The 23,051-nt window shown below is 52.3% G+C and carries 22 protein-coding genes and 1 other RNA gene; 9 read left to right on the top strand and 14 right to left on the bottom strand.

The features are described from left to right. Positions 1–57: 57 nt before the first annotated feature. The 6 genes from B152_RS0102870 to ffs form a co-directional block, all read right to left on the bottom strand. Positions 58–1,422 carry a DUF4139 domain-containing protein gene (locus B152_RS0102870; RefSeq protein ID WP_425402022.1) on the bottom strand — a complete coding sequence of 455 codons (1,365 nt, stop codon included), beginning with the start codon at positions 1,420–1,422 and terminating at the stop codon, positions 58–60. 173 nt (positions 1,423–1,595) lie between these two features. After that, entirely contained in the window at positions 1,596–2,156 is a 561-nt protein-coding gene (locus B152_RS25930) for a hypothetical protein (protein WP_157230783.1), read from the bottom strand. A gap of 144 nt (positions 2,157–2,300) precedes the next feature. Next, a complete protein-coding gene (recR, locus tag B152_RS0102860; protein WP_020590872.1) occupies positions 2,301–2,897 on the bottom strand; it encodes a recombination mediator RecR in 597 nt (198 codons plus the stop codon). 13 nt (positions 2,898–2,910) lie between these two features. Beyond that, positions 2,911–3,234: a YbaB/EbfC family nucleoid-associated protein gene (locus tag B152_RS0102855; protein WP_020590871.1), complete on the bottom strand. Its 324-nt coding sequence runs from the start codon at positions 3,232–3,234 to the stop codon at positions 2,911–2,913. After that, the gene (locus B152_RS22265; protein ID WP_020590870.1) at positions 3,234–5,153 is read right to left on the bottom strand and encodes a DNA polymerase III subunit gamma/tau; all 1,920 of its coding nucleotides are present in this window, start codon (positions 5,151–5,153) and stop codon (positions 3,234–3,236) included. Before B152_RS22265 ends, B152_RS0102855 begins: the two co-directional genes overlap by 1 nt. Positions 5,154–5,304: 151 nt before the next feature. Beyond that, an RNA gene (ffs, locus tag B152_RS25740) (signal recognition particle sRNA small type) lies at positions 5,305–5,402 on the bottom strand. Between the two features lie 138 nt (positions 5,403–5,540). On the opposite strand from ffs, the gene nudC reads away from it, so the two are divergent. Together nudC and B152_RS0102840 are read left to right on the top strand one after the other, a co-directional pair. Continuing rightward, complete coding sequence (nudC, locus tag B152_RS0102845; RefSeq protein ID WP_020590869.1) at positions 5,541–6,449, top strand: NAD(+) diphosphatase; 909 nt, start codon at positions 5,541–5,543, stop codon at positions 6,447–6,449. 88 nt (positions 6,450–6,537) lie between these two features. Continuing rightward, positions 6,538–6,855: a DUF2834 domain-containing protein gene (locus B152_RS0102840; RefSeq protein ID WP_020590868.1), complete on the top strand. Its 318-nt coding sequence runs from the start codon at positions 6,538–6,540 to the stop codon at positions 6,853–6,855. A gap of 57 nt (positions 6,856–6,912) precedes the next feature. On the opposite strand, the gene B152_RS0102835 is transcribed toward B152_RS0102840, so the two are convergent. Together B152_RS0102835 and B152_RS0102830 are read right to left on the bottom strand one after the other, a co-directional pair. Then, positions 6,913–7,773 carry a prephenate dehydratase gene (locus B152_RS0102835; protein WP_020590867.1) on the bottom strand — a complete coding sequence of 287 codons (861 nt, stop codon included), beginning with the start codon at positions 7,771–7,773 and terminating at the stop codon, positions 6,913–6,915. Positions 7,774–7,899: 126 nt separating this feature from the next. Next, positions 7,900–8,652, bottom strand: coding sequence for a 3-deoxy-manno-octulosonate cytidylyltransferase (locus B152_RS0102830; RefSeq protein ID WP_020590866.1), 753 nt, complete (start codon positions 8,650–8,652; stop codon positions 7,900–7,902). 284 nt (positions 8,653–8,936) lie between these two features. Between B152_RS0102830 and B152_RS0102820 the strand changes: the two genes are divergently transcribed. From B152_RS0102820 to B152_RS0102790, 7 genes are all read left to right on the top strand, one after another. Next, positions 8,937–9,479: a c-type cytochrome gene (locus B152_RS0102820; protein ID WP_020590864.1), complete on the top strand. Its 543-nt coding sequence runs from the start codon at positions 8,937–8,939 to the stop codon at positions 9,477–9,479. A gap of 110 nt (positions 9,480–9,589) precedes the next feature. Beyond that, entirely contained in the window at positions 9,590–10,387 is a 798-nt protein-coding gene (gene hisN, locus B152_RS0102815; RefSeq protein ID WP_020590863.1) for a histidinol-phosphatase, read from the top strand. Positions 10,388–10,550: 163 nt separating this feature from the next. Next, a complete protein-coding gene (locus B152_RS0102810) occupies positions 10,551–12,650 on the top strand; it encodes an extracellular solute-binding protein (RefSeq protein ID WP_020590862.1) in 2,100 nt (699 codons plus the stop codon). 3 nt (positions 12,651–12,653) lie between these two features. Then, complete coding sequence (locus B152_RS0102805; protein ID WP_020590861.1) at positions 12,654–13,751, top strand: microcin C ABC transporter permease YejB; 1,098 nt, start codon at positions 12,654–12,656, stop codon at positions 13,749–13,751. A gap of 2 nt (positions 13,752–13,753) precedes the next feature. Next, positions 13,754–14,821, top strand: coding sequence for an ABC transporter permease (locus B152_RS0102800; RefSeq protein ID WP_020590860.1), 1,068 nt, complete (start codon positions 13,754–13,756; stop codon positions 14,819–14,821). Then, positions 14,818–16,479 (top strand): ABC transporter ATP-binding protein, encoded by a 1,662-nt coding sequence (locus B152_RS0102795; RefSeq protein ID WP_020590859.1) that lies wholly within the window; start codon positions 14,818–14,820, stop codon positions 16,477–16,479. Before B152_RS0102800 ends, B152_RS0102795 begins: the two co-directional genes overlap by 4 nt. Positions 16,480–16,591: 112 nt before the next feature. Further along, positions 16,592–17,521 carry a 2-hydroxyacid dehydrogenase gene (locus B152_RS0102790; protein ID WP_020590858.1) on the top strand — a complete coding sequence of 310 codons (930 nt, stop codon included), beginning with the start codon at positions 16,592–16,594 and terminating at the stop codon, positions 17,519–17,521. Positions 17,522–17,571: 50 nt separating this feature from the next. On the opposite strand, the gene B152_RS0102785 is transcribed toward B152_RS0102790, so the two are convergent. The 6 genes from B152_RS0102785 to cbiQ all read right to left on the bottom strand — a co-directional run bounded on the left by B152_RS0102785 (position 17,572) and on the right by cbiQ (position 23,051). Then, positions 17,572–17,916: a MarR family transcriptional regulator gene (locus tag B152_RS0102785; protein ID WP_020590857.1), complete on the bottom strand. Its 345-nt coding sequence runs from the start codon at positions 17,914–17,916 to the stop codon at positions 17,572–17,574. A 74-nt stretch (positions 17,917–17,990) separates the two neighbouring features. Further along, positions 17,991–18,437: a universal stress protein gene (locus B152_RS0102780; RefSeq protein WP_020590856.1), complete on the bottom strand. Its 447-nt coding sequence runs from the start codon at positions 18,435–18,437 to the stop codon at positions 17,991–17,993. A gap of 120 nt (positions 18,438–18,557) precedes the next feature. Continuing rightward, positions 18,558–19,934, bottom strand: a complete 1,377-nt coding sequence (locus B152_RS0102775; protein WP_020590855.1) for a leucyl aminopeptidase family protein — start codon at positions 19,932–19,934, stop codon at positions 18,558–18,560. A gap of 239 nt (positions 19,935–20,173) precedes the next feature. Then, the gene (locus tag B152_RS22260) at positions 20,174–21,307 is read right to left on the bottom strand and encodes a TAXI family TRAP transporter solute-binding subunit (RefSeq protein WP_020590854.1); all 1,134 of its coding nucleotides are present in this window, start codon (positions 21,305–21,307) and stop codon (positions 20,174–20,176) included. Between the two features lie 272 nt (positions 21,308–21,579). Then, positions 21,580–22,266 carry an energy-coupling factor ABC transporter ATP-binding protein gene (locus B152_RS0102765; RefSeq protein WP_020590853.1) on the bottom strand — a complete coding sequence of 229 codons (687 nt, stop codon included), beginning with the start codon at positions 22,264–22,266 and terminating at the stop codon, positions 21,580–21,582. Continuing rightward, positions 22,266–23,051, bottom strand: a complete 786-nt coding sequence (gene cbiQ, locus B152_RS0102760; protein WP_020590852.1) for a cobalt ECF transporter T component CbiQ — start codon at positions 23,049–23,051, stop codon at positions 22,266–22,268. Before cbiQ ends, B152_RS0102765 begins: the two co-directional genes overlap by 1 nt.

The raw sequence follows: 23,051 nt of genomic DNA, 5'->3' as shown, positions 1-23,051 counted from the left end.
CCTTTCCGCCGCTGACAGAAAGGGGTTTTGTTCAACCACTCTAAACTCGAAACATCCTTATTCGTGGGACACTCTTAGTTTGTAGTCAAACTTGGCTTTTCCTTCCGCCGGAACCTCGATCGACCAGACCACCTTCCGGGCACTCTCGGCTGTATGCTTGGCACTTTCTTCCAGAATTTTCCAAGTCCCCGGCAGTCGTCCGATCACATCAACCACAACAGCTTTTTTACCACTGTTACTCAGGGTAATTTCCTGACTAAGCTGATAGCTGTTGCGGGAAAGCTGTTCATAAGACGTTTGTTTGGCCTGACCGCTGACCTGGTTGGCAGAACCAATAACCAGTTCGAACTCTTCCCCAACAGGTACAGAGGGCAAAAGGTCTTCGCCCATGAAAATGGCAGCAGCTTCGTCATCACCTTTCTGGTAAACCCGCAAGGTTCCTGCCGGCAGCGCCTGCCCCAACCCTTTGTCTTTGGTGTTTTTAGTTTTCAGAACAATCTCGGCTTGCTGACGTCCACTGTCATCCTGACCATTGTAGGGCATGATCAACCCCTGAAAGCGAAAACGCCGCTCAACCTCTACGGATGAATTTTCCAGCAGGCTGATCTGTTTGCTTTCGTTGCCGCCAATATCAATCTTGCCCGGAACCGAATAGACATCCCGGTCTGCAACAGACTGGCGTTCAGGCATGGCAACGTCAGACTCCATCGCCATCGACGCCATGGGCATCGCCCCCTTTTGCATCATGTCATAGCGCGGTGCACTAACCCGGTTCACGTCCCCCGCAACCAACCGGACATCAGCCTGTTTAAAGTCCACACCCGTCTGGTTTGTCAGGGTTGCCATGGCATTAAGCTGAAGACGATCACCTGTTGGAGCCAGTTCAGCAACATAGGTTACGCCCCATTCCAGTCCCGTGGTCAGGTAGGTTAACGACAGATCCTGATCTCCGGCCTTGTTGCTTTCGACAACAGCGAGCAAAGCAGGTTCGGAACGTAGTCCTTCGGGAATAGAATCATAAACCAGACGTCCAGGAATCGAGGTTTCAATGCGATCCCCGATCTTCAGAACCAGCCCTTCTCTCACGGCAAGAACCTGCGCTTCTTCACTGGTTTCTTCTCCGGTTTCCGGATTGGTCTTGATTACTGTAATGGTTTTTCCCAGCGACGCTTCAAGAAGACGCTGCGGGGAAAGGATTTCCCGATCCAGCCGCTGTTCCCGCACCCGGATGTCCTTGCCCTCCAGAAACAAACTGTCAAGCAGCAGATAGGGGCTGACATCTTCCAGCGCCAGTGTGGAAGAACCTGTTTCCAGCTTTCCCCGGCGTGTCTGACTGACCTGGCCAAGATTCCCGCTATAAAAAACCAGCTCAGTCTGCTGGCTGCTGTCAGCCCCGATTNAGATTTCGGCAGCAGCAGCCATAGAAAGACTACTCAAACCAAGCATCAAAGCCGTTGCAGAGACCAGGCAGCTTTTGCGAAGGTCTTGTGAAAATTCACTCATATCCGTTCCCCGTGTTTCAACATTTCTTGGCCAGGATCCTGACAAGAGAATTGGTCCAAAAAGTGGCCTGAATACGCCACAAGCTTGTCTTGTTATTTCAGACGGTAATTCTGGGCAAACTGCAGCAGCTCTTCTCTGTTCTGTCGCGTTGTGCCGCATTCATAGCCCGAGAAAAGCCCTCCGGGTTTTCCAGTGTCGACATAACCAGCCGGGGTTTTTCCGGGAAGCCCCTGAAGGAAAAGCCAGCAGTCTTCGCCCTCGTCATTTTTCAGGTCAGCAAAGAAGAATTTTCCGTATTTATTTCTGGCTTCCTCAACATCGCTTGCTTTCATGCCCGCCGCAGAAATTTCGAATTTTTTCCAGTCCGACATCATCCGGCCGAACTCCTGGGGACTGGGGACTTCACGATAGTGATAGGCATGCCCGGCTTTTGCCAGAAAGATCCCTCCGGCAGGCCAGAACCACTGTTCTTGATAGGAACCGCTATAGGAAATTTTACGCGCCATAAGATCGGACTGGGCCGGGGCTTCCCATTGCAACATGGCTTCGCTGTAGGGAATGCCTTCCCAGTCACTCCAGCTGTTGCTTGCCGTTTGGCAGGCGCCAAGAAACATCAGGGATAACAGAGAAAAAGGAAGTGCAATTCTAGACATGGGTCCCCACAAACACAGATCGATAAAAATACAAAGATCAACACTCATAGGAAGAATAACTTCCCTGTGCAATCTAAATCAGGTGCGATTCAAATCAGGACCCGTTGTAGGGGAAAACTGTTTATTGGTGCAGATCTATACCCTTCAACGCGTGGAGCGTCGTGACTTCAAGGCTGCTGTCAGTGTACCGTCATCCAGATAGTCGAGGCTGCCCCCAACCGGGACACCATGAGCCAGTTTTGAGACCTCGACCTCATGCCCTGCCAGACATTCGCTCAGATAATGCACGGTGGTCTGGCCGTCTACTGTTGCGCTGAGAGCCAGGATTATTTCCTGAACCTGATCAGCTGAAGCCCGATCCAGAAGGCCGTTAATATTCAGCTGGGCCGGGCCACGCCCATCCAATGCCGAAAGTGTCCCGCCCAAAACATGATACCGCCCTTTAAAGGCGCCACTGCGCTCCAGCGCCCAGAGATCACCGACATCTTCGACAACACATATTTTGCTGTCGTCCCGGTTCGGGTGCTGGCAAATGCCGCAGGGATTTTCTGAATCGAGATTGCCGCAGATCGTACAGTTCGAAATGCTCGAGGCTGCCTCCATCATGGCCTTGGCCAGGGGTAGCATCAAACTTTCCCGTTTTTTCATCAGGTGCAGAACCACCCGCCTTGCCGAGCGCGGACCGAGCCCGGGAAGGCGTGAAAGCAGCTGTGCCAGACGATCTATCTCGCTCTTTGCCATAAAGTCGTCAGACCTAGAAGGGCAGTTTCATGCCAGCCGGCAGGTTCAATCCCCCGGTGACATCCTGCATTCTTTCCTGGGTCGTCGTTTCAACCTTGGTTTTAGCGTCGTTTACCGCAGCCATGATCAGGTCTTCCAGGACTTCGACATCGTCCGGGTTGATCAGCGAAGGGTCAATTTTGACCGAGCGGAGTTCATGTTTGCCACTCATGACCACCTTGACCATTCCGGCTCCAGAGGAACCTTCAATTTCCAGAGCGGTAAGAGCTTCCTGCATTTCAGCCATTTTGCTCTGCATCTGCTGAGCCTGTTTCATCAATCCGGCAAGGTTTTTCATCAGATATTATCTCCACTATTAAGTCGACGGACCAACTCGCTGTCATCCAGATCAGGATCTCCCATATCCGGGTCAGTCATCGGATCTATCATCATTTGTTCTTCTATGCCTTCTACTACAAAGTTGTCCGGCATCAAGCCTTTTCGGCTAATTAATTTACTGCCCGGGAAAAGCCGGAGGGCCGCCTTGACCAGCGTGTCCTCCATGGCTTTTTCATCCAGCTCCTGATTGATCTGCTTTTCCTGAACCCGGATGGTTTCGACACCTTCTCGGGAAGATTCGGTTACCTTCCAGTCCTTGCCCGTCCACTCCTTCAAATGCCGCTGGATCTGGGCAGAAAGATCACGGGGAGCATGATCTGTCGGCTTATAGTTGATTTCACCCGGCGCAAAGCGGATAAGGTGAACATCATTTGCCAGATAGGCTGACAGAATACGCTGTCCCTGATCCCGCGCCAGCTCAATCACTTCTCGAAAGGTCCGGGGAGAAGCAAAGGGCGCATCCGGCTCCATTCCTGCGGATCTTGAGGCAGTGTTGTCGACCACCAGCGCAGGACGAGAGGTCTGTAGCTGTTCGTCAGACAGATCTTCGACCTGAGACAAAGCTACCGCCGCGACACCACCCGACCGGGGTACACTCTGTCCCTGACCCGAAGATGTATTTCTATGTATTGTATCGCCTGAAACATTTCGGACGTCACCAGCAGGGGCGTTACCCGCTGGCGCGTCCTGGAGCTTTTTTATCAGATCCCCCGGGGTCGGAAGCGTACTGGCATAGGCCAGACGGATCAGAACCATTTCAGCGGCCTGAAGCGGATGCGGTGCGTTCTGGATCTCTCCCAGTCCTTTGAGCAACATTTGCCAGGCCCGGGCCAGCAAGGGCATGGTCAGCTTACTGCACATTTCCCCACCACGAACCCGTTCGGCCTCTGGTGTTCCAGGCGATTCCAGTGTTTTTGGCACCAGCTTGGCTCGGGTCAGAAGGTGACAAAGCTCCAGCAGGTCTTTCATCACCACAACAGGCTCTGTTCCGCCATGGTAGAGATCACTCAGAATCTCCAGGGCAGCGGCACAGTCTCCGCGCAGCAAAACATCGAGAAGATCAAAGATCCGGGTGCGATCCGCAAGCCCGAGCATATGGCGAACCGGCTCGGTCTTGATAGCATCACCGCCGCCCAGCGCAATGGCCTGATCAAGAAGAGACAGACCATCTCTTGCAGAACCGTCAGCAGCCCGTGCCAACAGCCCCAGAGCTTCTTCCTCGAAGCTGATACCCTCGCTGCCCATCACCTTGCTAAAAAGCGCAATCAGCTCTTGATGCTCCAACCGGCGGAGATCAAAACGCTGACAGCGCGAAAGAACTGTGACCGGCACCTTGCGAATTTCTGTCGTGGCAAAGATAAACACCACATGCTCTGGCGGTTCTTCCAAGGTCTTCAACAACGCGTTGAACGCGCTGTTGGACAGCATGTGAACCTCATCGATGATATAAACTTTTTTGCGCGCAGAGACCGGGCGATAGCGCACACTCTCGATCAGCTCGCGTATGTCACCCACACCGGTACGACTGGCCGCATCCATTTCCATGACATCAACATGGCGGTCTTGGGCAATCGAGACACAGCTTTCACAGACGCCACAGGGGTCCGCTGTCGGTTCCCCCTTGCCATCGGCGCCGATACAGTTCAGTGCCTTGGCAATAATCCGGGCTGAAGTGGTCTTTCCGACTCCCCGCACACCAGTCAAAACAAAGGCATGGGCCAGCCGCCCGCTTTCAAGGGCATTGGTAATGGTCTGGACCAGCGCCGCCTGTCCGAAAAGATCGCGAAAAGATGAGGGGCGATACTTCCGCGCCAGCACCTGATAGGCAGCTGCGGATTCGCCCTCTTGAATTGGTTTGTTTGTGGAATTATCGGTCATGCAGTTGCTGATTTTCTCCTGTTTCACCTCACTTTACCCCATTGCTGCAACAAGGCAAACGCTGTGAAAAGAGAAGAAGGAAAGGAAAATTTTGATATAAAAAAACGAGCCATAAGCCCGTAAATTCAATCCATTAGCCTGGACATATCTAAGTGAGAGGCTGAACCACGACCCGCAGCTAACTCGTTACGGCTGCTTCCTTCCGGATCTGACCGGGTTGGCGAGCGCCACGCCCGTAGCCAACCTCTCGCCCCTTATATCGGACTTCTTGGACCAGAAGGCAACCCCTTTTCCAGCATTTATTCACCTCTATCCTGTCAGGTTATTTCCCCAATTTATTTCCATCCGGATATTTACAGAAACGTCACTCTGGGTCACGCTCTGCCCATGAGCGGAAAATTGCATATCTATACCACTGAAAAACTTGATCGTGCGGCACATCTGCGTGTGCTCCCCGAACAGCTGCAAAGCTATCGCTGTGCCCCGGAAAGCCTTGTCACGACAGTCTGGGGGCATCAGGGACTATTTATATCTGAAACGACTCCTGCTCCCCTGTTTCTTTCCGGAGCAGATGCCAGCGAAATTTTTAAGCTTGCTGAAGAGATCATCTTTCTTGGCCTAAAGGGCGAGCAGCCGATTCTCGGAGCCATCCTGCCGCAATCAGAGACTCCTCCTCTCCTCGCGAACGGTGTCTTCCTTGATTTACGCGATCACTGGAGCCTTCTCGACCCAGACGATGCCGCAATCATGTCCTATGCCAGAGGACTAGCTCACTGGCATCGCCAGCACTGCTTCTGCGGCTCCTGTGGCAATCCAACCAGATCTGTCGAAGGCGGCCATGTGCGCCAGTGCACTGGCGAGAGCTGCGGGCGTTTGCACTTTCCCCGAACAGACCCTGCTGTGATCATGCGGGTGACAGACGGCGACTGGTGCCTGCTCGCCCGAAATGCTGGCTGGCGACCAGGAGGATATTCGGTTTTGGCAGGCTTCCTCGAGATCGGGGAGAGCCTTGAACAAACCGTCATCCGTGAAGTCAGGGAAGAGGTCGGCATTACCGTTCGCAACGTCAGGTACCACTCCTCACAACCCTGGCCTTTTCCGGCGTCACTGATGGTTGGATTTACAGCCGAGGGTAATCGCCACGACCCTCTGGTTCTTGACCCCAAGGAGATTGAATCTGCCCGCTGGTTCCATCGGGATGAGCTTAGGGCATCTCCTGAAAACGACAGCTTTAACCTGCCCCGCAAGGATTCGATCTCACGTGTTCTTGTCGAGGATTGGCTTCAGGAGACCTGATTCAAGCCTGGTTTGGAATCCCCTCTGATCAACTTGCAAAAACCAACCCGGTCCCCGCATTTTTTATGAACACTATCGAGGGATATCAGTGAGAAATTTTTATCTGATTTCAGCTATTGTTGGAACCATCGTTCCGTGGATTTTTTTCGGGTCATTTTATAACACAAGCGGCTTCGACGTTATCAAGTTCGTGACCCAACTTTTTGCAAATGATGCTGCCAGCGGCTTTTCTGCCGATGTTCTTATATCACTTACCGTTTTTTGGGTCTGGTCTTTTTTTGATAGCAAAGCACACGACGTGTCGAAATGGTGGACAGTTATTCTTGCAGGTTTTTGTGTCGGTTTGTCACTCGCCCTCCCTCTCTACTTGTTTTTGCGAGAAGAAGCCCCGAAAAGATCAAGCTGAAGCCCGTTTCCCAACCCGGCTTCAGCTCGCCCTCTGTGATCAAGTTAGGGCTATAGTCTATTCCGCTGCCACGCCACGTTCGCGGAAAGAATTTGCTGGATAGACCCCAAGGATTTTGACTTCCTTGGAAAAGAAACTCAGCTCCTCCAGCGCTAAACGAACAAGGCGTTCATTGGGATGTCCCTCGATGTCGGCATAGAATTGCGCAACAGAGAAACTGCCATCCGTTATATAGCTCTCGAGTTTGGTGATGTTCACACCGTTGGTCGCAAAACCGCCCAGAGCCTTGTAAAGCGCAGCCGGAACAGAGCGAACCCTGAAGACAAATGTCATCATCACCTTTGTCTTGGCTGGATCCGGATCAATCGGGTCCTTGGACATGATCAGGAAGCGGGTTGTATTGTCCTCTGCATCGCTGATTTCGCTGCTCAGAGTATCCAGGCCATAGATCTTTCCTGCCAGTGAGGTCGCAATCGCCCCAACTGAAGGGTCATTCAACTTGGCGATCTGCTGCGCGGCCCCCGCCGTATCTGCAGCGACAATCGGTTCAATGTTATGGGCACGCAGAAACTTTCGGCATTGAGCCAGGGCATGCACGTGACTGTGAACCTGTTTCAGACCCGCAAGAGACGCCCCCTTGGGCGCCAGCAGCCGATGTTCGATCTTTTCGTAATGTTCACCAATAATATGCAGCCCGGATTCAGGCATCAGGTGATGGTTATCCGCCACCCGCCCGGCACTGGAATTTTCGATTGGAATCATGGCCAGACGTGCCTTGCCCTCATGTACCGCAGCAAAGGTATCTTCAAAAGAGTAACAGGGCAGGGATTCCATCTCGGGAAACACTGCATGACACGCGAGGTCAGAGTTTGCTCCTTTGGCACCTTGAAAGGCGATAATATGATCGACGTCTGTCATGAGAGTCAGGCCTTATCCTAAAAATTATATAGATCAGTTAAATTATACAGATCATTTATGGTCAAGAATTGTTGTGATGATCATTTGAACGAATGGCGTGCTTTTCCTGCGCATAAGCTGGGAGTATCAGGAAAGAAGCTGGCGCGCCCGTTCAAGATCAGCAGGAGTATCGACGCCCAGAGGGACAGTGTCAACGAGCGCCACATCAATCCGCATGCCTGCTTCCAGCGCTCGTAACTGTTCCAGCTTTTCCCGCTTTTCAAGGGGTGACGCTGGCAGGGCCACAAAACGTTCCAGTGCTTGCCGTCGATAGGCATAAAGCCCGATGTGGTGATAGAGCGACTTGGCAACATCCCCATCATCCCAGGGGGCAGTACTGCGGCTGAAATAAAGTGCCCGGGCAACTGTCTGCCCCGGTTCAAAGCCAGCGACGGCCTTAACAACATTCGGATTGTGCCGCTCTTCCACATCCCGGATTTCAACTGCAAGCGTCGCAATATCCACGTCCTCATTATCGAGAACGTCAAAGGCAGCCTGGATCAGGCGCGGCTCAACAGTCGGCAGGTCTCCCTGGACATTGACCACGGCATCGTGGCTCCCCTCGGGATCAAAAAGCTGCAAAGCCTCGTGAATCCGGTCAGACCCGGAGGGGTGTGCCGGATCAGTCAGTACTGCCTTGCCCCCGGCTTTTTCCACCGCTTCGATAATTTCCTGCTCGGCACAGGCAACAACAACCGGTCCAAGACCGGCTTCAACAGCCCGCCTGTAACACTGCACAATCATCGGCAGGCCACAGATATCCGCCAGCGGCTTGTTGGGGAGACGCGAAGAAGCCATCCGCGCGGGGATCAGGACAACAGGATTAAGTGGCAAGGACATGAGAAGCCTCAAATTATAACTGCACTAGACTATAGCTCCCCGACAGTTCAGGCGCAGCAGATGCCATGATATTGTCCGGAGAATGTTTGGCATCAGGCCATAACACATTTGAACGTTTTTCAACAATCAAAGTGATTTCCATGTAATTTCTGCGGGATTTCTGCAAGAAAAAACACAAAGATACTGAGCAAACTTGTCAAAAATCAATTCCAGCTATTGAATGCAAGGCCCGAGAGCGGTATTGTCGGGCCGAAATTTACAATAAGCCCAAAGGGTCAGGAAGAATGTCTCTTGAGAACAACAAGATCTTTGCCTCAGTCCTAACTGCCGGCATTCTCTTAATGGCTTCAGGTTTTGCAGCCAAGTCTCTCTACCATCCAAAAGACCTGGAAGAGAACGCCTTTAAGATTGAAGTTTCTGACAGTGGCGTCGAAGTCGCCTCTGCTGGAGCCGAGGAACCCTCTATCGAGCCTGTCAGTGCCCTTTTGGCAGCTGCTGATATCGCGGCGGGCGAAAAAGGTTTCAAGAAATGTGCTTCCTGTCATACCGTGGAAAGCGGCGGCTCCAACAAGGTTGGACCAGCCCTCTGGGGTGTCGTTGATCGGGCGCGCGCCGCAGTTGATGGCTACAGCTATTCTGACGCGCTACAGGGCATGAACAGTGAAGCTTGGGATTACGAAGCTCTGAACGAGTTTCTTGCCAAGCCAAAAGACTATGCACCAGGTACAAAAATGGGCTTCGCCGGGATCAAGAAAGTTGAAGACCGCGCTGATATGATTGCCTATCTGCGGATGCAGAGTGACAATCCAGCAGACCTGCCGCAATAATCTGCCCGGTTCTGCCTTGGACACACGACTTGAGAAAAGGCGACCTCCGGGTCGCCTTTTCTTTGTCAGAAATTGATTAACACGATCCCTCCTGAAACGGAATCCAGACAATGGTCACAGATTTTAATTGCCCTGCGGAATATACCAACCTGGGCGAAGAGCTTTGCGATGCAGCACGATCAATCATTCTGGATTATTTTCGCAGCCCACTAACCGTTGAAGGTAAAAGCGACGCTTCACCTGTAACCATTGCGGACCGCTCAGCAGAAACTGCAATGCGCGAGATGATCAACAAACGCTACCCGGATCACGGAATCATTGGTGAAGAACACGGCAGTGAAAAACAGGATGCAGAATTTGTCTGGGTTCTCGACCCGATTGACGGCACCAAAAGTTTTATCTCGGGCCACGCCATCTTTGGTACCCTCGTTGCCCTTCTGAGGAACAACCAGCCCGTCATGGGTATCCTCTCCATGCCCGTGATCAACGAACGCTGGATCGGTGCTGCTGGAAAACCCACGCTCTTTCGCGATCACCGGGGCTCCAGTGAAGTCCGGGTGAGAGATTGTCCAGCTTTGGCCCAGGCGACTCTGGCGACGACCTCTCCCCTACTGTTCAAGCCGGATCAGTTTCCCAAGTACGACGCTGCAAGAGCCAGGGCAAAAATGAACCTCTTTGGTGGCGACTGTTATAACTATGGCCTGGTCGCCAGCGGCTCCATTGATCTGACCATCGAAGCAGGTATGGGCGTCTACGACTATCTGGCCCAGGTTCCCATACTTACAGGTGCAGGTGGCATCATGAGTGACTGGGAGGGAAAACCTCTGGGCATGCATTCCGACGGCAAGGTCATTACCTCGGGTGATCACAGATTACACCAAGAAGTCCTCGAACTATTTAACAGCTGATCCGATTTTATTAACCATTTTTCATCACAAGACTGCGAGACTGCTCTTTCTGCTGACCAGAGAGGAATCCAGCTCTTGCCCGTCTTAGCAAAAGCCCTCAAACTGGCTCAGCTGGGGATCTATTCCTTGTCCCTTTAAAGACTCCGGGGGTTTTGTCGAGAAGATGCGTAGTTTCATTCTGGTCAGCTTTGTCCTTAGCGCATTTCTGCCGCTGTCTGCTTTGGCCGAAACAACTCAAAAATCTCATGGAATAGCCATTCATGGGGAGCCCGGTTACCCCGCGGACTTCACTCATTTTAACTACGTCAATCCCGCTGCCCCCAAAGGGGGAGAACTGCGTCTTGCCAGCGAGGGAACATTCGACAGCTTCAACCCCTATATCATCAAAGGCGTTGCCGGACCCGGTTTCCAGCCTGAAGCACTATTAGCTGCCAGTGCTGATGAAGCAGCCAGCGAATACGGTCTGATTGCAGAGTCGCTTGAATGGCCGGAAAACCGTGCATGGGTGACCTTCACGCTCCGCCCCGAAGCCCGCTGGCACGACGGACAACCCATCACTGTCGAGGATGTGATTTTCTCGCTGGAGACGATCTCCACCAAGGCAGATCCCTATGTTCAAAATGCTTTTGCCATTATCAAAAGCGTCGAGAAAGTTGGAGATCGTCAGGTTAGGTTCTACTCTGCAGAAATCGGCAACAGAGAGTTCCCGATCACAGCAGGTTCCCTGCCCATACTTGCCAAGCATTATTGGGAAAGCCGGGATTTTGCCAAGAGCACCCTGGAGCCCCCCCTACAAAGCGGCCCTTACCGAATCAAGGATTTTGAGGCGGGACGCTACGTCATACAGGAACGGGTAAAAGATTACTGGGGCAAGGATTTGCCCGTGAACAGGGGACAGGACAATTTCGATAGTATCCGGACAACCTATTATCAGGATGATGACGTCATCAAACTGGCGATCAAGTCAGGCGAGATTGACTATAGAAACGAGCGTTCTTCCAGTGCCTGGGCTCAGGATTACGATGTCCCGGCCATTGCAAAAGGCTGGCTGAAAAAGGAATCCATTCCGCACAAGAGACCACAGGGCATTCAGGGGTTTTTTCTCAATACCCGCCGCGAGATTTTCAAAGACCCTAAAGTGCGCGAAGCCCTGGGGTATGTTTATGACTTCGAATGGAGTAACAAAGCACTTTCCTTTGGACTTTTGACCCGATCCACCAATTTTTTTGGCAATTCCGTGCTCGCTTCGACAGGTCTTCCCGAAGGCAGAGAACTGGAAATTCTTGAACAATACAAAGACCAGCTTCCCGAGCGTCTTTTTACCGACCCCTTTACCATCCCCACAACTGACGGCATGGGCTGGCCCCGTGACAACTTTCGCAAGGCCTTTATCCTTCTGGAAGAAGCCGGGTGGATTGTCCGAGATCTCAAGCTGGTTAACGCCCAGACTGGCGAGCAGATGACCTTCGAAATGCTGCTGGCTTCAAAAGGTATGGAGCGAACAGTTCTCCCTTTCGTCAACAACCTGCGACAGCTTGGGATTGATGTTCGCACACGACTGGTGGACCAGTCTCAATATTATAACCGGATCAGCGATTTTGATTTTGATATTGTCATTATAAAGCTTTCCGCAAGTATTTCGCCCGGCACCGAGCAGCGGGGTTTCTGGACCAGTGAAACAGCAGATCGCAAGGGCAGTGGCAATTTTTCCGGCATCCACGACCCTGCCATAGATGCGCTGGTCGAGCGCGTTGTAAGTGCCAAAGATCGTGAGGATCTGGTCGCCAGTGTCAGAGCACTGGATCGTGCTTTGCTTTGGGGATTTTATGTCATCCCCCAGTTTCATACCGAAGATGACCGTGTACTCTATTGGGACAAGTTCTCCCGCCCCGAGATCACTCCCTGGCGCGGCACCAGCACAGCCTACTGGTGGTTTGATCAGGAAAAAGCCGAAGCCCTTGCGACAAACATGGCCAGGAACCGTCTGTCAGAAGATAACAAGGACGGAACAGAAACTGCCGCGCCAGAAACCATCAGCGAACCACTCTTCAACCCCGCAATTATTGATGCTTTCCTTGCCGGACTGGAAGAGCTCGGACTGCCACCAGAAAAAGTACGGGGTTTTTTCACCTTTCAGCTTTTCACCGATCCGGAAGCCTTTTTCCAGAAGGATAACTGGCGTCCCTATGCCTTGACGGCAACTCTGCTGCTGTTGCTCCTGCTGGCGCGACGCAGACGGCGCAACAGGGTAGAGGAGAACTAAGATATGCTGGCTTATATCATCCGCCGCCTGCTCCTGATGATCCCTACGCTGCTGGGTATCATGATTATCAACTTTGCCATCATCCAGCTCGCCCCTGGTGGCCCGGTGGAACAGGTGCTGTCAAAACTCAGCGGTCAGGGATCGGAAATTTCCGAAAGGATCACTCAAAACAGGGATGATCTCGGAAGTTCCGTCGGAAGCCAGGTATCAACCAACAGTCGCTACAAGGGCGCACAAGGCCTGGACCCGGACCTTATAAAAGAACTTGAAGCCCAGTTTGGCCTCGACAAACCGCTGCATGAACAGTTTCTGATCATGATGGGGAACTATCTTACCTTTGATTTTGGCGAGAGCTTTTTCAGGGATCGAAAAGTAGTTGATCTCGTCCTGGACAAAATGCCCGTTTCGATCTCGCTGGGCCTCTGGACCACCCTGCTTGTATATTTGATTTCGATCCCCCTCGGTATCCGCAAAGCGGTTCGGGACGGATCGTCTTTTGATATCTGGACCAGCAGTATTGTCATTGTCGGCTATGCCATTCCCGGCTTTATCTTTGCCGTGTTGCTGCTGGTTCTTTTTGCCGGCGGCAGCTATCTCACCATTCTTCCTCTCAGTGGCCTGACCTCGGAAAACTGGAACGACCTTCCCCCGCTGGAAAAAGTGCTGGATTATCTTCAGCACATCATTTTGCCGGTTACCGCAATGGTTGTCGGCGGTTTTGCCAGTCTGACCATGCTGACCAAAAACTCGTTTCTCGACCAGATCGGACAGCAATACGTGGTTACAGCCAGAGCAAAGGGACTGACAGAAAAACGTATCCTCTATGGCCATGTTTTCCGCAACGCCATGCTGATTGTGATCGCAGCTTTTCCCGCCAGTTTTATCGGTGTTCTCTTTACCGGGTCAGTGCTGATCGAGGTGATCTTCTCGCTTGATGGTCTGGGCAAACTTGGCTTCGAGGCTGTCTTTAACCGGGACTATCCCATTATGTTCGGAACGCTATACTTTTTTACCCTGGTGGGGCTGTTGATGAACATCGTTGGGGACGTGACCTACATGCTGGTTGATCCCCGGATTGATTTCGAAAGCCGGGAGGTCTGAAGATGCTATCCGACCACACAACCTTCCTCGGCATGGAAACCGGCCCCATGGGCAAAAAACGGCTGAAGAACTTTACAAAAAACCGCCGGGGTTACTGGTCCTTCTGGATCTTTATTCTCCTGTTCGGCCTGAGCCTGCTCGCTGAAATTCTCGCCAACGACAAGCCAATTCTCATTGTTTACGATAACAAACCCTATTTTCCGATCGTCCAGGCCCTGCCGGAAACCACCTTTGGCGGAGAGTTTAAAACCGAAGCTAACTACCGAGATCCCTTTGTTGACAAATTGATAACAGACAGAGGCTGGATGGTCTGGCCTCCTATCCGCTACAATTACCAGACTGTTGCCTATGATCTGCCTGCCCCTGCTCCAACACCCCCGGATCTTGATCACTGGCTCGGGACAGATGACCAGGCCAGAGATGTGGTTGCCCGCCTGATCTACGGGATGAGGGTATCAATTATTTTTGGCCTGCTCTTAACTGCAATCAGTGCCGTTGTTGGTGTTACAGCCGGAGCAATACAGGGCTATTTTGGTGGCAAGCTGGATCTGATTGCCCAGCGGTTTATTGAAATCTGGGGTGGACTACCGACACTTTACATCCTGATTATCGTCAGCTCTGTACTGGTTCCCAGTTTCTGGACTCTTCTGGGCATCCTGATGCTCTTCAGCTGGATCGGCTTTGTTGGTGTGGTGCGGGCCGAGTTTCTCAAGGTGCGCAATTTTGATTATATCCGCTCTGCCAAAGCTCTTGGTGTCAGTGATTTTGTGATCATGTATCGCCATGTGCTGCCAAATGCCATGGTCGCAACCCTGACCTTCCTGCCCTTTACCCTCACGGCTTCCATCACCGCCCTGACGTCTCTGGATTTTCTCGGGCTTGGACTCCCTGTTGGCTCCGCCTCCCTGGGTGAGCTGCTTGCCCAGGGCAAAGCGAACCTTCAGGCGCCCTGGCTGGGCGCAACAGCCTTTATTTCTCTGGCGGTCATGCTCAGCCTGCTGGTCTTCATTGGCGAGGCGGTACGCGATGCCTTTGATCCCCGAAAACTCTTTGATGGAGGTCGATCATGACAGTCTTGGTCGATCACTCGGCACAGGAAGAAACACCGCTGCTGGATATCACCAGCCTTTCCACCCAGTTTCGTGGTGAAGGTGGAACCGTCGATGCGGTAGCAGGCATTACCTATCAGATAAAGGAAGGACAGACTGTCGCTCTGGTGGGAGAATCCGGTTCGGGTAAGTCAGTGAGCGCACTTTCCATCCTCCAACTCCTGCCCTATCCCCTGGCACATCACCCCCAGGGCAGCTCGGTCAAGTTTCGTGGAACCGAACTGATCGGTGCTGATGAGAAGGTCTTGCGCGATATCCGCGGCAACAAGATCTCGATCATCTTTCAGGAACCCATGACATCGCTCAATCCTCTACATACGGTAGAGAAACAGATCAACGAAGTGCTGCTGCTCCACAAGGGACTGGACGCCAAAGCAGCCCGCAAGCGGACTCTCGAGCTTTTAACCCTAGTGGGGATCAAAGCTCCCGAAAAGCGACTTCGCTCTTACCCCCACGAACTCTCGGGTGGACAGCGCCAGCGGGTGATGATTGCCATGGCACTGGCAAACGAGCCCGATCTTCTGATAGCGGACGAACCGACAACGGCCCTCGACGTCACCATTCAGGCCCAGATTCTGGATCTGCTCAAAGACCTGCAGAAAAAACTCGGTATGTCGATCCTGCTGATCACCCACGATCTGGGCATTGTCCGCAAGATGGCGGACTATGTCTGTGTCATGACCAAGGGGCAGATTGTCGAAAAGGGCGATCCGGAAACCATTTTCACCCAGGCCCAGCATCCCTATACCAAACATCTGCTTGCCGCAGAGCCAAAGGGGAACCCTTCCTCTGCTGATCCAGATGCACCAGAAATTATGGCTTGTGAGAATATCCGGGTCTATTTCCCGATAAAACGCGGCGTACTTCGCCGTACCGTAGACCATATCAAAGCCGTCGACGGGATCTCTTTGAAAATCAGGCAGGGACACACCATCGGAATTGTCGGGGAGTCCGGCTCGGGAAAAACAACTCTTGGTCTCGCCCTGTTGCGTCTGATCTCCAGCCGGGGTGACATCAGGTTCAACGGCAAGACTATCAACGGTATCAGCGGCGGCAGACTCCGCGCGCTCCGCCAGGAAATGCAGATTGTCTTTCAGGACCCCTATGGTTCTCTCAGCCCTCGCCTCTCTGTTGGACAGATTATTGAAGAAGGGCTCAAGGTTCACGGACTCGGCGGGAACAAAAGCAACCGGGAAGTGATGATTATCGAGGCACTGCGCGAAGTTGGTCTCGACCCCGAAAGCCGCCATCGCTACCCTCATGAGTTCTCCGGTGGGCAACGACAGCGCATCGCCATTGCCCGGGCCATGGTGCTCAAGCCCAGCTTTCTGGTACTGGACGAACCAACATCCGCGCTCGATATGTCAGTTCAGGCCCAGATTGTCGACCTGCTCCGGGCCTTGCAGAAAACCCACAACCTGACCTATCTGTTTATCAGCCACGACCTCAAGGTCGTTCGTACCCTGGCTGATGATGTTATTGTCATGCGCGATGGGCAAGCTGTCGAAATCGGTACCGCACAGCAGATATTTGACCATCCGCAAACGCCCTATACCCAGGCACTGATCAAGGCAGCCTTTGACCTGAAAACCGTTCATCTTGAGGCTGTAAGCAGTTAACATCTCGCAAGACAACCAGAATTCATCTTTAAAATAAACCCCTGTTACAGTTGCATGATCTCTGTCTGATCCCCTAAACTGATTTGGTCTTCTTCCTGTTCAGGCTGAACTAATGGCATTGCTTTTCATTTCCGATCTGGATCGTATCACCTCCTGGCGAGAGCATCTCGAACGCGAGATACCTGACCTGGACCTGCGGCTCCTGCCCGAGATCGGTAACCCGGAAGATATCGAATATGCCCTGGTCTGGCAGCCACCAGCGGGATTACTTAAAACTCTGCCCAATCTCAAGGTGATCTTTTCCATCGGCGCTGGAATAGACCATCTTGCCTCCGACCCTGAACTCCCCCTCCAGATCCCCGTCATTCGTATGGTTGATCCGGCTCTGACCTCGGGCATGACCGAGTATGTGGTGATGAATGTGCTTAATCACCACAAGGGCATGCGGGTCTATCAACAACAGCAGGCAAAGAAAGAATGGCTGCCTCATATTCCCCCGGCCGCCTGGGATCGCCGGGTTGGTATAATGGGTATGGGTGTGCTTGGATCAGATGCAGCTGAAAAGCTGAGCTATTTGGGTTTTGATGTTTCCGGCTGGAGCCGGAGCAGGCGGGAACGTCCGGGGATCAAGACTTTCGCAGGAAAAGAGCAGCTTCCCGCGTTTCTTAAAAACACAGAAATCCTTGTCTGCCTCCTGCCGCTGACCGAAGAGACCACCAATATTCTCAACCGTGAGCTGTTCAACCAGCTTCCCAAAGGGGCCAGCATCATCAATGCGGCCCGTGGCAAGCATATGGTCGAGGAAGATCTGGTTGCTGCACTTGACGATGGCCAGTTATCCGAGGCTACCCTCGATGTCTACCGCCATGAGCCGCTCGATCAGGACCATCCTTTCTGGAACCACCCCAAAATAACCGTCACACCCCATGCCGCCAGTTTCACCCAACCGGTTTCGGGATCACGGATTATTGCCGAGGGGATCAAAAGGCATAAAAAGGGCGAGAAACTGCTAAACAGTGTGGATATGAAACGCGGTTATTGAGGTTCTTCCGCCAACCGGATCATCAAATCTCGGCAGCGCAGCATTCGGATCTAGCCTGAAACCTCGGCGGCATAGATCTCCACCATGTCGCCAAACTCTCTCAGAAAAACAGATCCTTTAACCGTGCGCTGCACCAGAATGGAGCGACGATCCCTGTCATCAGTTTTACGACGGACAAAATCCAGACCGCCCAAGCGATCAAGTGCCCGGGTTACCGCAGGTTTGGACATGTTCAACTCTTCAGCCAGCCCCCGAACCGTATGGGCCTGATCCTTCAGATAGACGTGCAGCAACAAGGTAAACTGACGTGAGGTGAGGTCTGGCAAGTCTCTCTGCAGAGCCAGAACCATCACACCCCGCCATAATTCAAGCGCTTGCTTGGCCGCAATATCCATTGTTCGCTCCGAATGTTTCGCATTCGTAATGATTCTAGAACGAAACCAGAGGACAGCTCAAGTCAAACTTTGGTTTAGCGAACAGTAACGCAGGTTACCTTGCTCAGGCTCGCCACTTTATGAGAAACAGAACCAAGCAACAGGGCTTCCAGATCCCCATGGCCACGACTTCCCATGACGATGACATCAACTTTGTTGCCATCAGCATACTCAACAATGGAGCGCGCAGGCTGACCGATTTTCACTTCGGTTTTGATTTTCTTGACCCCTGCTTTTTTCGCAATTCCCTTGGCCTCTGCCAGCACTTCCTGACTGAAGGAATCAAGAACATATTGGGCATCCTGGCCGGAGATATGCTCAACTTCCATGAAACGACGCAGGCCTTCGTTCATTTTTACGGCCTTGGCGACAGTCAGGAAAATGATTTCACCCTCGAACTTGACAGCCAGAGCGGCTGCTTTTTCAACAGCGCGCATGCTATGGGCGGAACCATCAACGGCACACAGGATCTTTTCAAACATTGCCATACTCCATTTTTAGTTTTGGCATTTCAATAACCACATCCAGATTGAGACTATCACAAGATAAGAGAATTTTCCCAATCTCTGTCGACAATCCAGAGCTGCAGAAATATCAGGGGTCTAGCTGACCATCTCTTTGATCATGGCATAAACAGCTCTCAAACCAATGGCCTCCCCACCTTCAGGTCGGCCAGGTCGGGCAGACATATTATAGGCCATGATATCAAAATGCGCCCAGGGAGTTTCTTTCTCAACAAACTCTGAGAGATAGAGCGCCGCGGTGATTGCCCCCGCATAGGGCCCACCTGAGACATTGTTCAGATCAGCAATTTTGCTGTCGAGCAATTTACGATAGGGCTTATGTAGAGGCAGGCGCCAGACTTCATCGCCCTGCTCTACAGAATGTCTGCGGAGCTTCTCTGCCAGATCATCATCATTACAGAACATCGCACCAAGATCAGTGCCAAGCGCAACCCGGGCAGCCCCGGTCAAGGTGGCAAAATCCAGAATAAGATCAGGTTTGGTACGATCTGCTTCGGCAAGTGCGTCGCAGAGAACCAGACGTCCCTCTGCATCAGTATTGCCAATTTCCACTGTCAAACCCTTGCGTGTCTTGATCACGTCTGAAGGACGGAAGGCGTTTCCTGACACGGAATTTTCCACAGCAGGTATAAGGACCCGCAGCTGGCAGGGCAGGTTGCTCTGCATGATTGCAGCCGCCAGTCCCAGAACATGGGCTGCCCCTCCCATATCCTTTTTCATCAACAGCATGCCCGCGGCAGGTTTCAGATCCAGCCCACCGGTATCAAAACAGACCCCTTTGCCAACCAGTGTAATCTTGGGGCCCTTGTCGCCCCAGCGCAGATCAATCAGTCTTGGTGCCCGATCCGAAGCCATACCGACGGTATAAATGGCCGGATAATTGGCGCTCAGGAGATCCTCACCGACAATGACATTACACCCGGCTTCGTATTCACCCGCCAGCTGCGAAGCTGCCGTTGCCAGTTCCTCTGGCCCCATGTCGTTACTTGGTGTGTTGATCAGATCCCGGGTGAGTTGTGCGCCAGCTGCAAGGGATAATACTACTGTACGATCCGCCCTTTCCGGCCAGACCAGCGTGGCCTGCTCACGGGTATTTTCCTTGTAACGAGTGAAACGATAGCTTCCCAATGCCCAGCCCAACGCGATAGCGCTGGCCTGTTCCGAAGCGAGTTCATCTGCAATTTTGTATGACCCGGCTGGCAGGCTTTCACTCAACCCCGCGAGTGTCCAGATACCGGGATTTTCCTCATCCCCAAGGCCGATAAAAACACACTCGATCTGCCCTGCAGCGTTAGGCACAAGGCAGAAAGATCCTTCTTCTGCAGAAAATTTGCACGCGCCAAGCCAGGAACCCACCTGTCCCTTTTCCGCGAGCTTACCTTCAAGAGCGGCTTTGTTGATAAAATAAAGAGATACAGTCTGCTTGTCAGAACTATCGATCAGCTGGAAACTCATTACGAACCTTCTCGGTCTGTCTGGTGAGGGATAAATAGCGGGATAGATAAAAACATTATAAAAAACAAAGCCAGTTTATGTCAGATGGTTCTCCGTGAATAGGAAAATGCACCCGGATAGACGTGACAAAAGGTCATCTCGGTCTTGGTGATCGCCAAGACTGAGGACTACAGACTAACAGCTGTACTCTCAAAGGAAAGACCGCCAGCGGCCAGTAAGAATGATGATATTCAGAAGTATTATTCTGCAGGAGGAACCTCTGCCGCTGGCGCGTCATCTTGCACCTTCAGCACCTCTGCCTCTCCTTCCAATGCGTCTGTTTCTTCTTCTGCGACACTTTGATCCGCAATCATCCCGATTTCGCGATAAAAACGTTCGGCCCCGGGATGCAAAGGCATTATCAGGCCATCGAGGGCTTTTTCGATCATAATCATATGCCCCAGCTCATGACCAGATCTAAGTTTTTTCTGAGTGCTCTCATGCCACAGCGCTTTGGTAATGCCGTAGACCAGTTCCTCATCCAGGTCTTCCCGCACCAGAAACTGTGCCGGAACCAGCAAAGCAGGAGTGTTGGGAACATTGCGATAGGTGCCGACCTCGATGACTCCTGCTGAAAAGAATGGGTAAATCTCCTGCAGCACATCAAGGTCCACCTCGCTCAAAGCCAAGAGGGTAATACGACTTTGATCGGCCAGCGCCTTGACCAGCCGGGCAGGAATTCCCGCGATGGTAAAAAAGGCATCAATATCACCCTGGAGCATTGCTTCGTAAGCTTCACTATCGTTCAGATATGAAAGGTTCTCTTTTGCAATCCGGACCCCCCTGGTTTCCAGCAGCAACTGGGCACCGGCATTTGATCCGGATCCGACAGGCCCAAGGGAAACCTTCCTGTCATGGAGATCTTCGATTGATCGAATACCGCTGGTATTACTGATAACCAGATGCATGGCCTCAGGATAAAGATTGGCAATACTTCGGATATTGCCAACAGCGCCCCGGGTCCGAAAGATATGCTCGCCCTTCAAAGCCCAGTAGACAACATCAGCCTGTGCAAACCCGCCTTCAAGCAACCCATCCGCAATCCCGTTTATATTGGCGACAGAACCCTCGGTTGCCACGCTGTTGGACAGGAGTCCACGAACACCGCAGTTGCCGCCCTTGTCACAGTCCCTCGACCCGATCGGTTTACTGATGGAATTGGCAATTATACCACCAATCGGAAAGTAGTTCCCAACCGTCGCCCCCGTACCAATCCGGAAAATTGGTGTCTCCTGGGCCAAGGACAGGCTCGAAAACAACGACAATATCAGAATGGAAACAAATGCTTGTGGAACTTTTAACAGGGTACGAAAAATTGAGGACGCCGCAGACAACGGACTGCCTTTCTCTACTTACAGGTAGGTCTCCGGGAAGCTTTCCTTATCCTAGGCCATAATAAGTTAAAAGTTAATTAGAACATTGAGCCCATTGAATATTTTTATCTGGAACTATTAAGCCAGATCAAACTTCGGTTGCCCTCGTGTTTTACATAACACTTCAACTTTCTATGCCATCAAGGAATAAAGAGAAGATTCCGACCCTTTCACCCAGAAAGATCGCAAGACAAAAAGGCACTTGAGAGGCAGAAAAAAGGCGGTTTTGAAACTCAGCCTTCCCGGGCAAGAACCTCTTCCCCGGTCGCCTCAAAAAGCCGGCCTTCGGAAAGCTCCACCTGCCGGGTTGCCACCCGGTTCAGGAAATGATGGTTGTGCGACACAATAATCATGGCCAAAGGCAATTCAGTCAAAATCGTAATCAGGCGTTGCTTGGTTCCCCGATCAAGATCATTGGTTGGCTCATCAAGCAGCAGAACATCCGGCTCCAGAGCCATCACCGTTGCCAGAGCAACCAGGCGCTTCTGTCCGCCAGAGAGTTTATGGGTGATCCGGTGGGCCAGATCTTCCAGATGCAGCAACGAAAGGGTCCGGCCAACAATCTCCATTACTTCCTGATGCGACTTGCCAAGATTCAGAGGACCGAAGGCAAGGTCTTCCGCCACAGTAGGGCAGAACAACTGATCGTCCGGGTCCTGGAACACCAGCCCGGCCCGGATACGCACCTCTCGAAAATCCTTCTCCTGCTGGCGCAAAGCTCCAAAGGCTTCAATCTGCCCCTGATCCGGTTTTTCCAACCCGTTAATCAACCGCAGCAGGGTGCTTTTCCCTGCACCATTGCTGCCTGTCAGTGCAACTCTTTCTCCAGGGTGCAACGCAAAGTCCACCCCCTTGAGAACCTCCAGTCCCCCCGCATAGGAAAAATGCAAATCCCGTAATGTGATCAGAGGCAACGACATTAAAGATATCCCACGGCCAGAAGCCCTAATAGTGCCACAGCTGCCACAGCTGCAAATACCCGATCACGCTGACCTGATTTCATTGTATCAAGAATATAGAAGCGACCATCGAATCCCCGGCATTTCATGGCCTCCATGATCCTGTCCGAGCGCTCCAGGCTCCGCACCAGCATCATCCCGACAAGATATCCGATGGAGCGCAAGGTATGCAGATCCGTACGGGGGACAAAACCCCTGGCTTTCATCGCCATACGCATGGTTTTGTATTCCTTGTAGAACACATCGATGTAGCGCACCGTGAAAAGAAAAAGGTGAACCAGCTTGATCGGAACCTTTAAACGATAAAGCGCATGCCCCAGTACCGAGGGCTCCATGATCCCGATCAGGGCCATCAGGGAAAAAAGAATGGCATTTGCTTTCAGGCCGACTTCTGCTGCCCTGAACACCCCTTCCCTGCTTGCTTCCCAGCCCCAGAAAGAAAAAATCACTTCTCCCGGCATGGTAAAGGGCAGCGTCAATACCAGCACCAGAATAAAAGAATCAACCACCACAACTTTGCGCACGGTTGTCCAGATCGGCAGTCGGGCAAAGAGCGATAATCCGAGACCAATTCCAAGAGCAAGAGTCAGCGCCGTCATATCGTGTAAAGCAGAAACCACACAGGAGAAGAGAACACAGACAAGCAGACGCACCCGGGGATCAAGACTCTGAAGGAAGGCCTCCTGCGTCTGTTGTTTCTTGTCCAGTGTCCAGGATCTGGAAACTTCCCCGAGTACCTGCGTCAT

The organism is Kiloniella laminariae DSM 19542 (assembly GCF_000374005.1).
Classification (GTDB): domain Bacteria; phylum Pseudomonadota; class Alphaproteobacteria; order Kiloniellales; family Kiloniellaceae; genus Kiloniella; species Kiloniella laminariae.
Note: the sequence above shows the minus strand (reverse complement) of the source record. Positions and strands in the feature narration are given on the sequence as shown.

Coding starts and splice junctions, on each gene's coding strand:
- B152_RS0102775 (WP_020590855.1), bottom strand. CDS start 19,934: ATGAGTTTCCAGCTGATCGATAGTTCTGACAAGCAGACTGTATCTCTT.
- B152_RS0102765 (WP_020590853.1), bottom strand. CDS start 22,266: ATGTCGTTGCCTCTGATCACATTACGGGATTTGCATTTTTCCTATGCG.
- B152_RS0102790 (WP_020590858.1), top strand. CDS start 16,592: ATGGCATTGCTTTTCATTTCCGATCTGGATCGTATCACCTCCTGGCGA.
- B152_RS0102810 (WP_020590862.1), top strand. CDS start 10,551: ATGCGTAGTTTCATTCTGGTCAGCTTTGTCCTTAGCGCATTTCTGCCG.
- B152_RS0102835 (WP_020590867.1), bottom strand. CDS start 7,773: ATGACAGACGTCGATCATATTATCGCCTTTCAAGGTGCCAAAGGAGCA.
- hisN (WP_020590863.1), top strand. CDS start 9,590: ATGGTCACAGATTTTAATTGCCCTGCGGAATATACCAACCTGGGCGAA.
- B152_RS25930 (WP_157230783.1), bottom strand. CDS start 2,156: ATGTCTAGAATTGCACTTCCTTTTTCTCTGTTATCCCTGATGTTTCTT.
- B152_RS0102785 (WP_020590857.1), bottom strand. CDS start 17,916: ATGGATATTGCGGCCAAGCAAGCGCTTGAATTATGGCGGGGTGTGATG.
- B152_RS0102855 (WP_020590871.1), bottom strand. CDS start 3,234: ATGAAAAACCTTGCCGGATTGATGAAACAGGCTCAGCAGATGCAGAGC.
- B152_RS0102805 (WP_020590861.1), top strand. CDS start 12,654: ATGCTGGCTTATATCATCCGCCGCCTGCTCCTGATGATCCCTACGCTG.
- B152_RS0102830 (WP_020590866.1), bottom strand. CDS start 8,652: ATGTCCTTGCCACTTAATCCTGTTGTCCTGATCCCCGCGCGGATGGCT.
- B152_RS0102795 (WP_020590859.1), top strand. CDS start 14,818: ATGACAGTCTTGGTCGATCACTCGGCACAGGAAGAAACACCGCTGCTG.
- nudC (WP_020590869.1), top strand. CDS start 5,541: ATGAGCGGAAAATTGCATATCTATACCACTGAAAAACTTGATCGTGCG.
- B152_RS0102780 (WP_020590856.1), bottom strand. CDS start 18,437: ATGTTTGAAAAGATCCTGTGTGCCGTTGATGGTTCCGCCCATAGCATG.
- B152_RS0102800 (WP_020590860.1), top strand. CDS start 13,754: ATGCTATCCGACCACACAACCTTCCTCGGCATGGAAACCGGCCCCATG.
- recR (WP_020590872.1), bottom strand. CDS start 2,897: ATGGCAAAGAGCGAGATAGATCGTCTGGCACAGCTGCTTTCACGCCTT.
- B152_RS22265 (WP_020590870.1), bottom strand. CDS start 5,153: ATGACCGATAATTCCACAAACAAACCAATTCAAGAGGGCGAATCCGCA.
- cbiQ (WP_020590852.1), bottom strand. CDS start 23,051: ATGACGCAGGTACTCGGGGAAGTTTCCAGATCCTGGACACTGGACAAG.
- B152_RS0102820 (WP_020590864.1), top strand. CDS start 8,937: ATGTCTCTTGAGAACAACAAGATCTTTGCCTCAGTCCTAACTGCCGGC.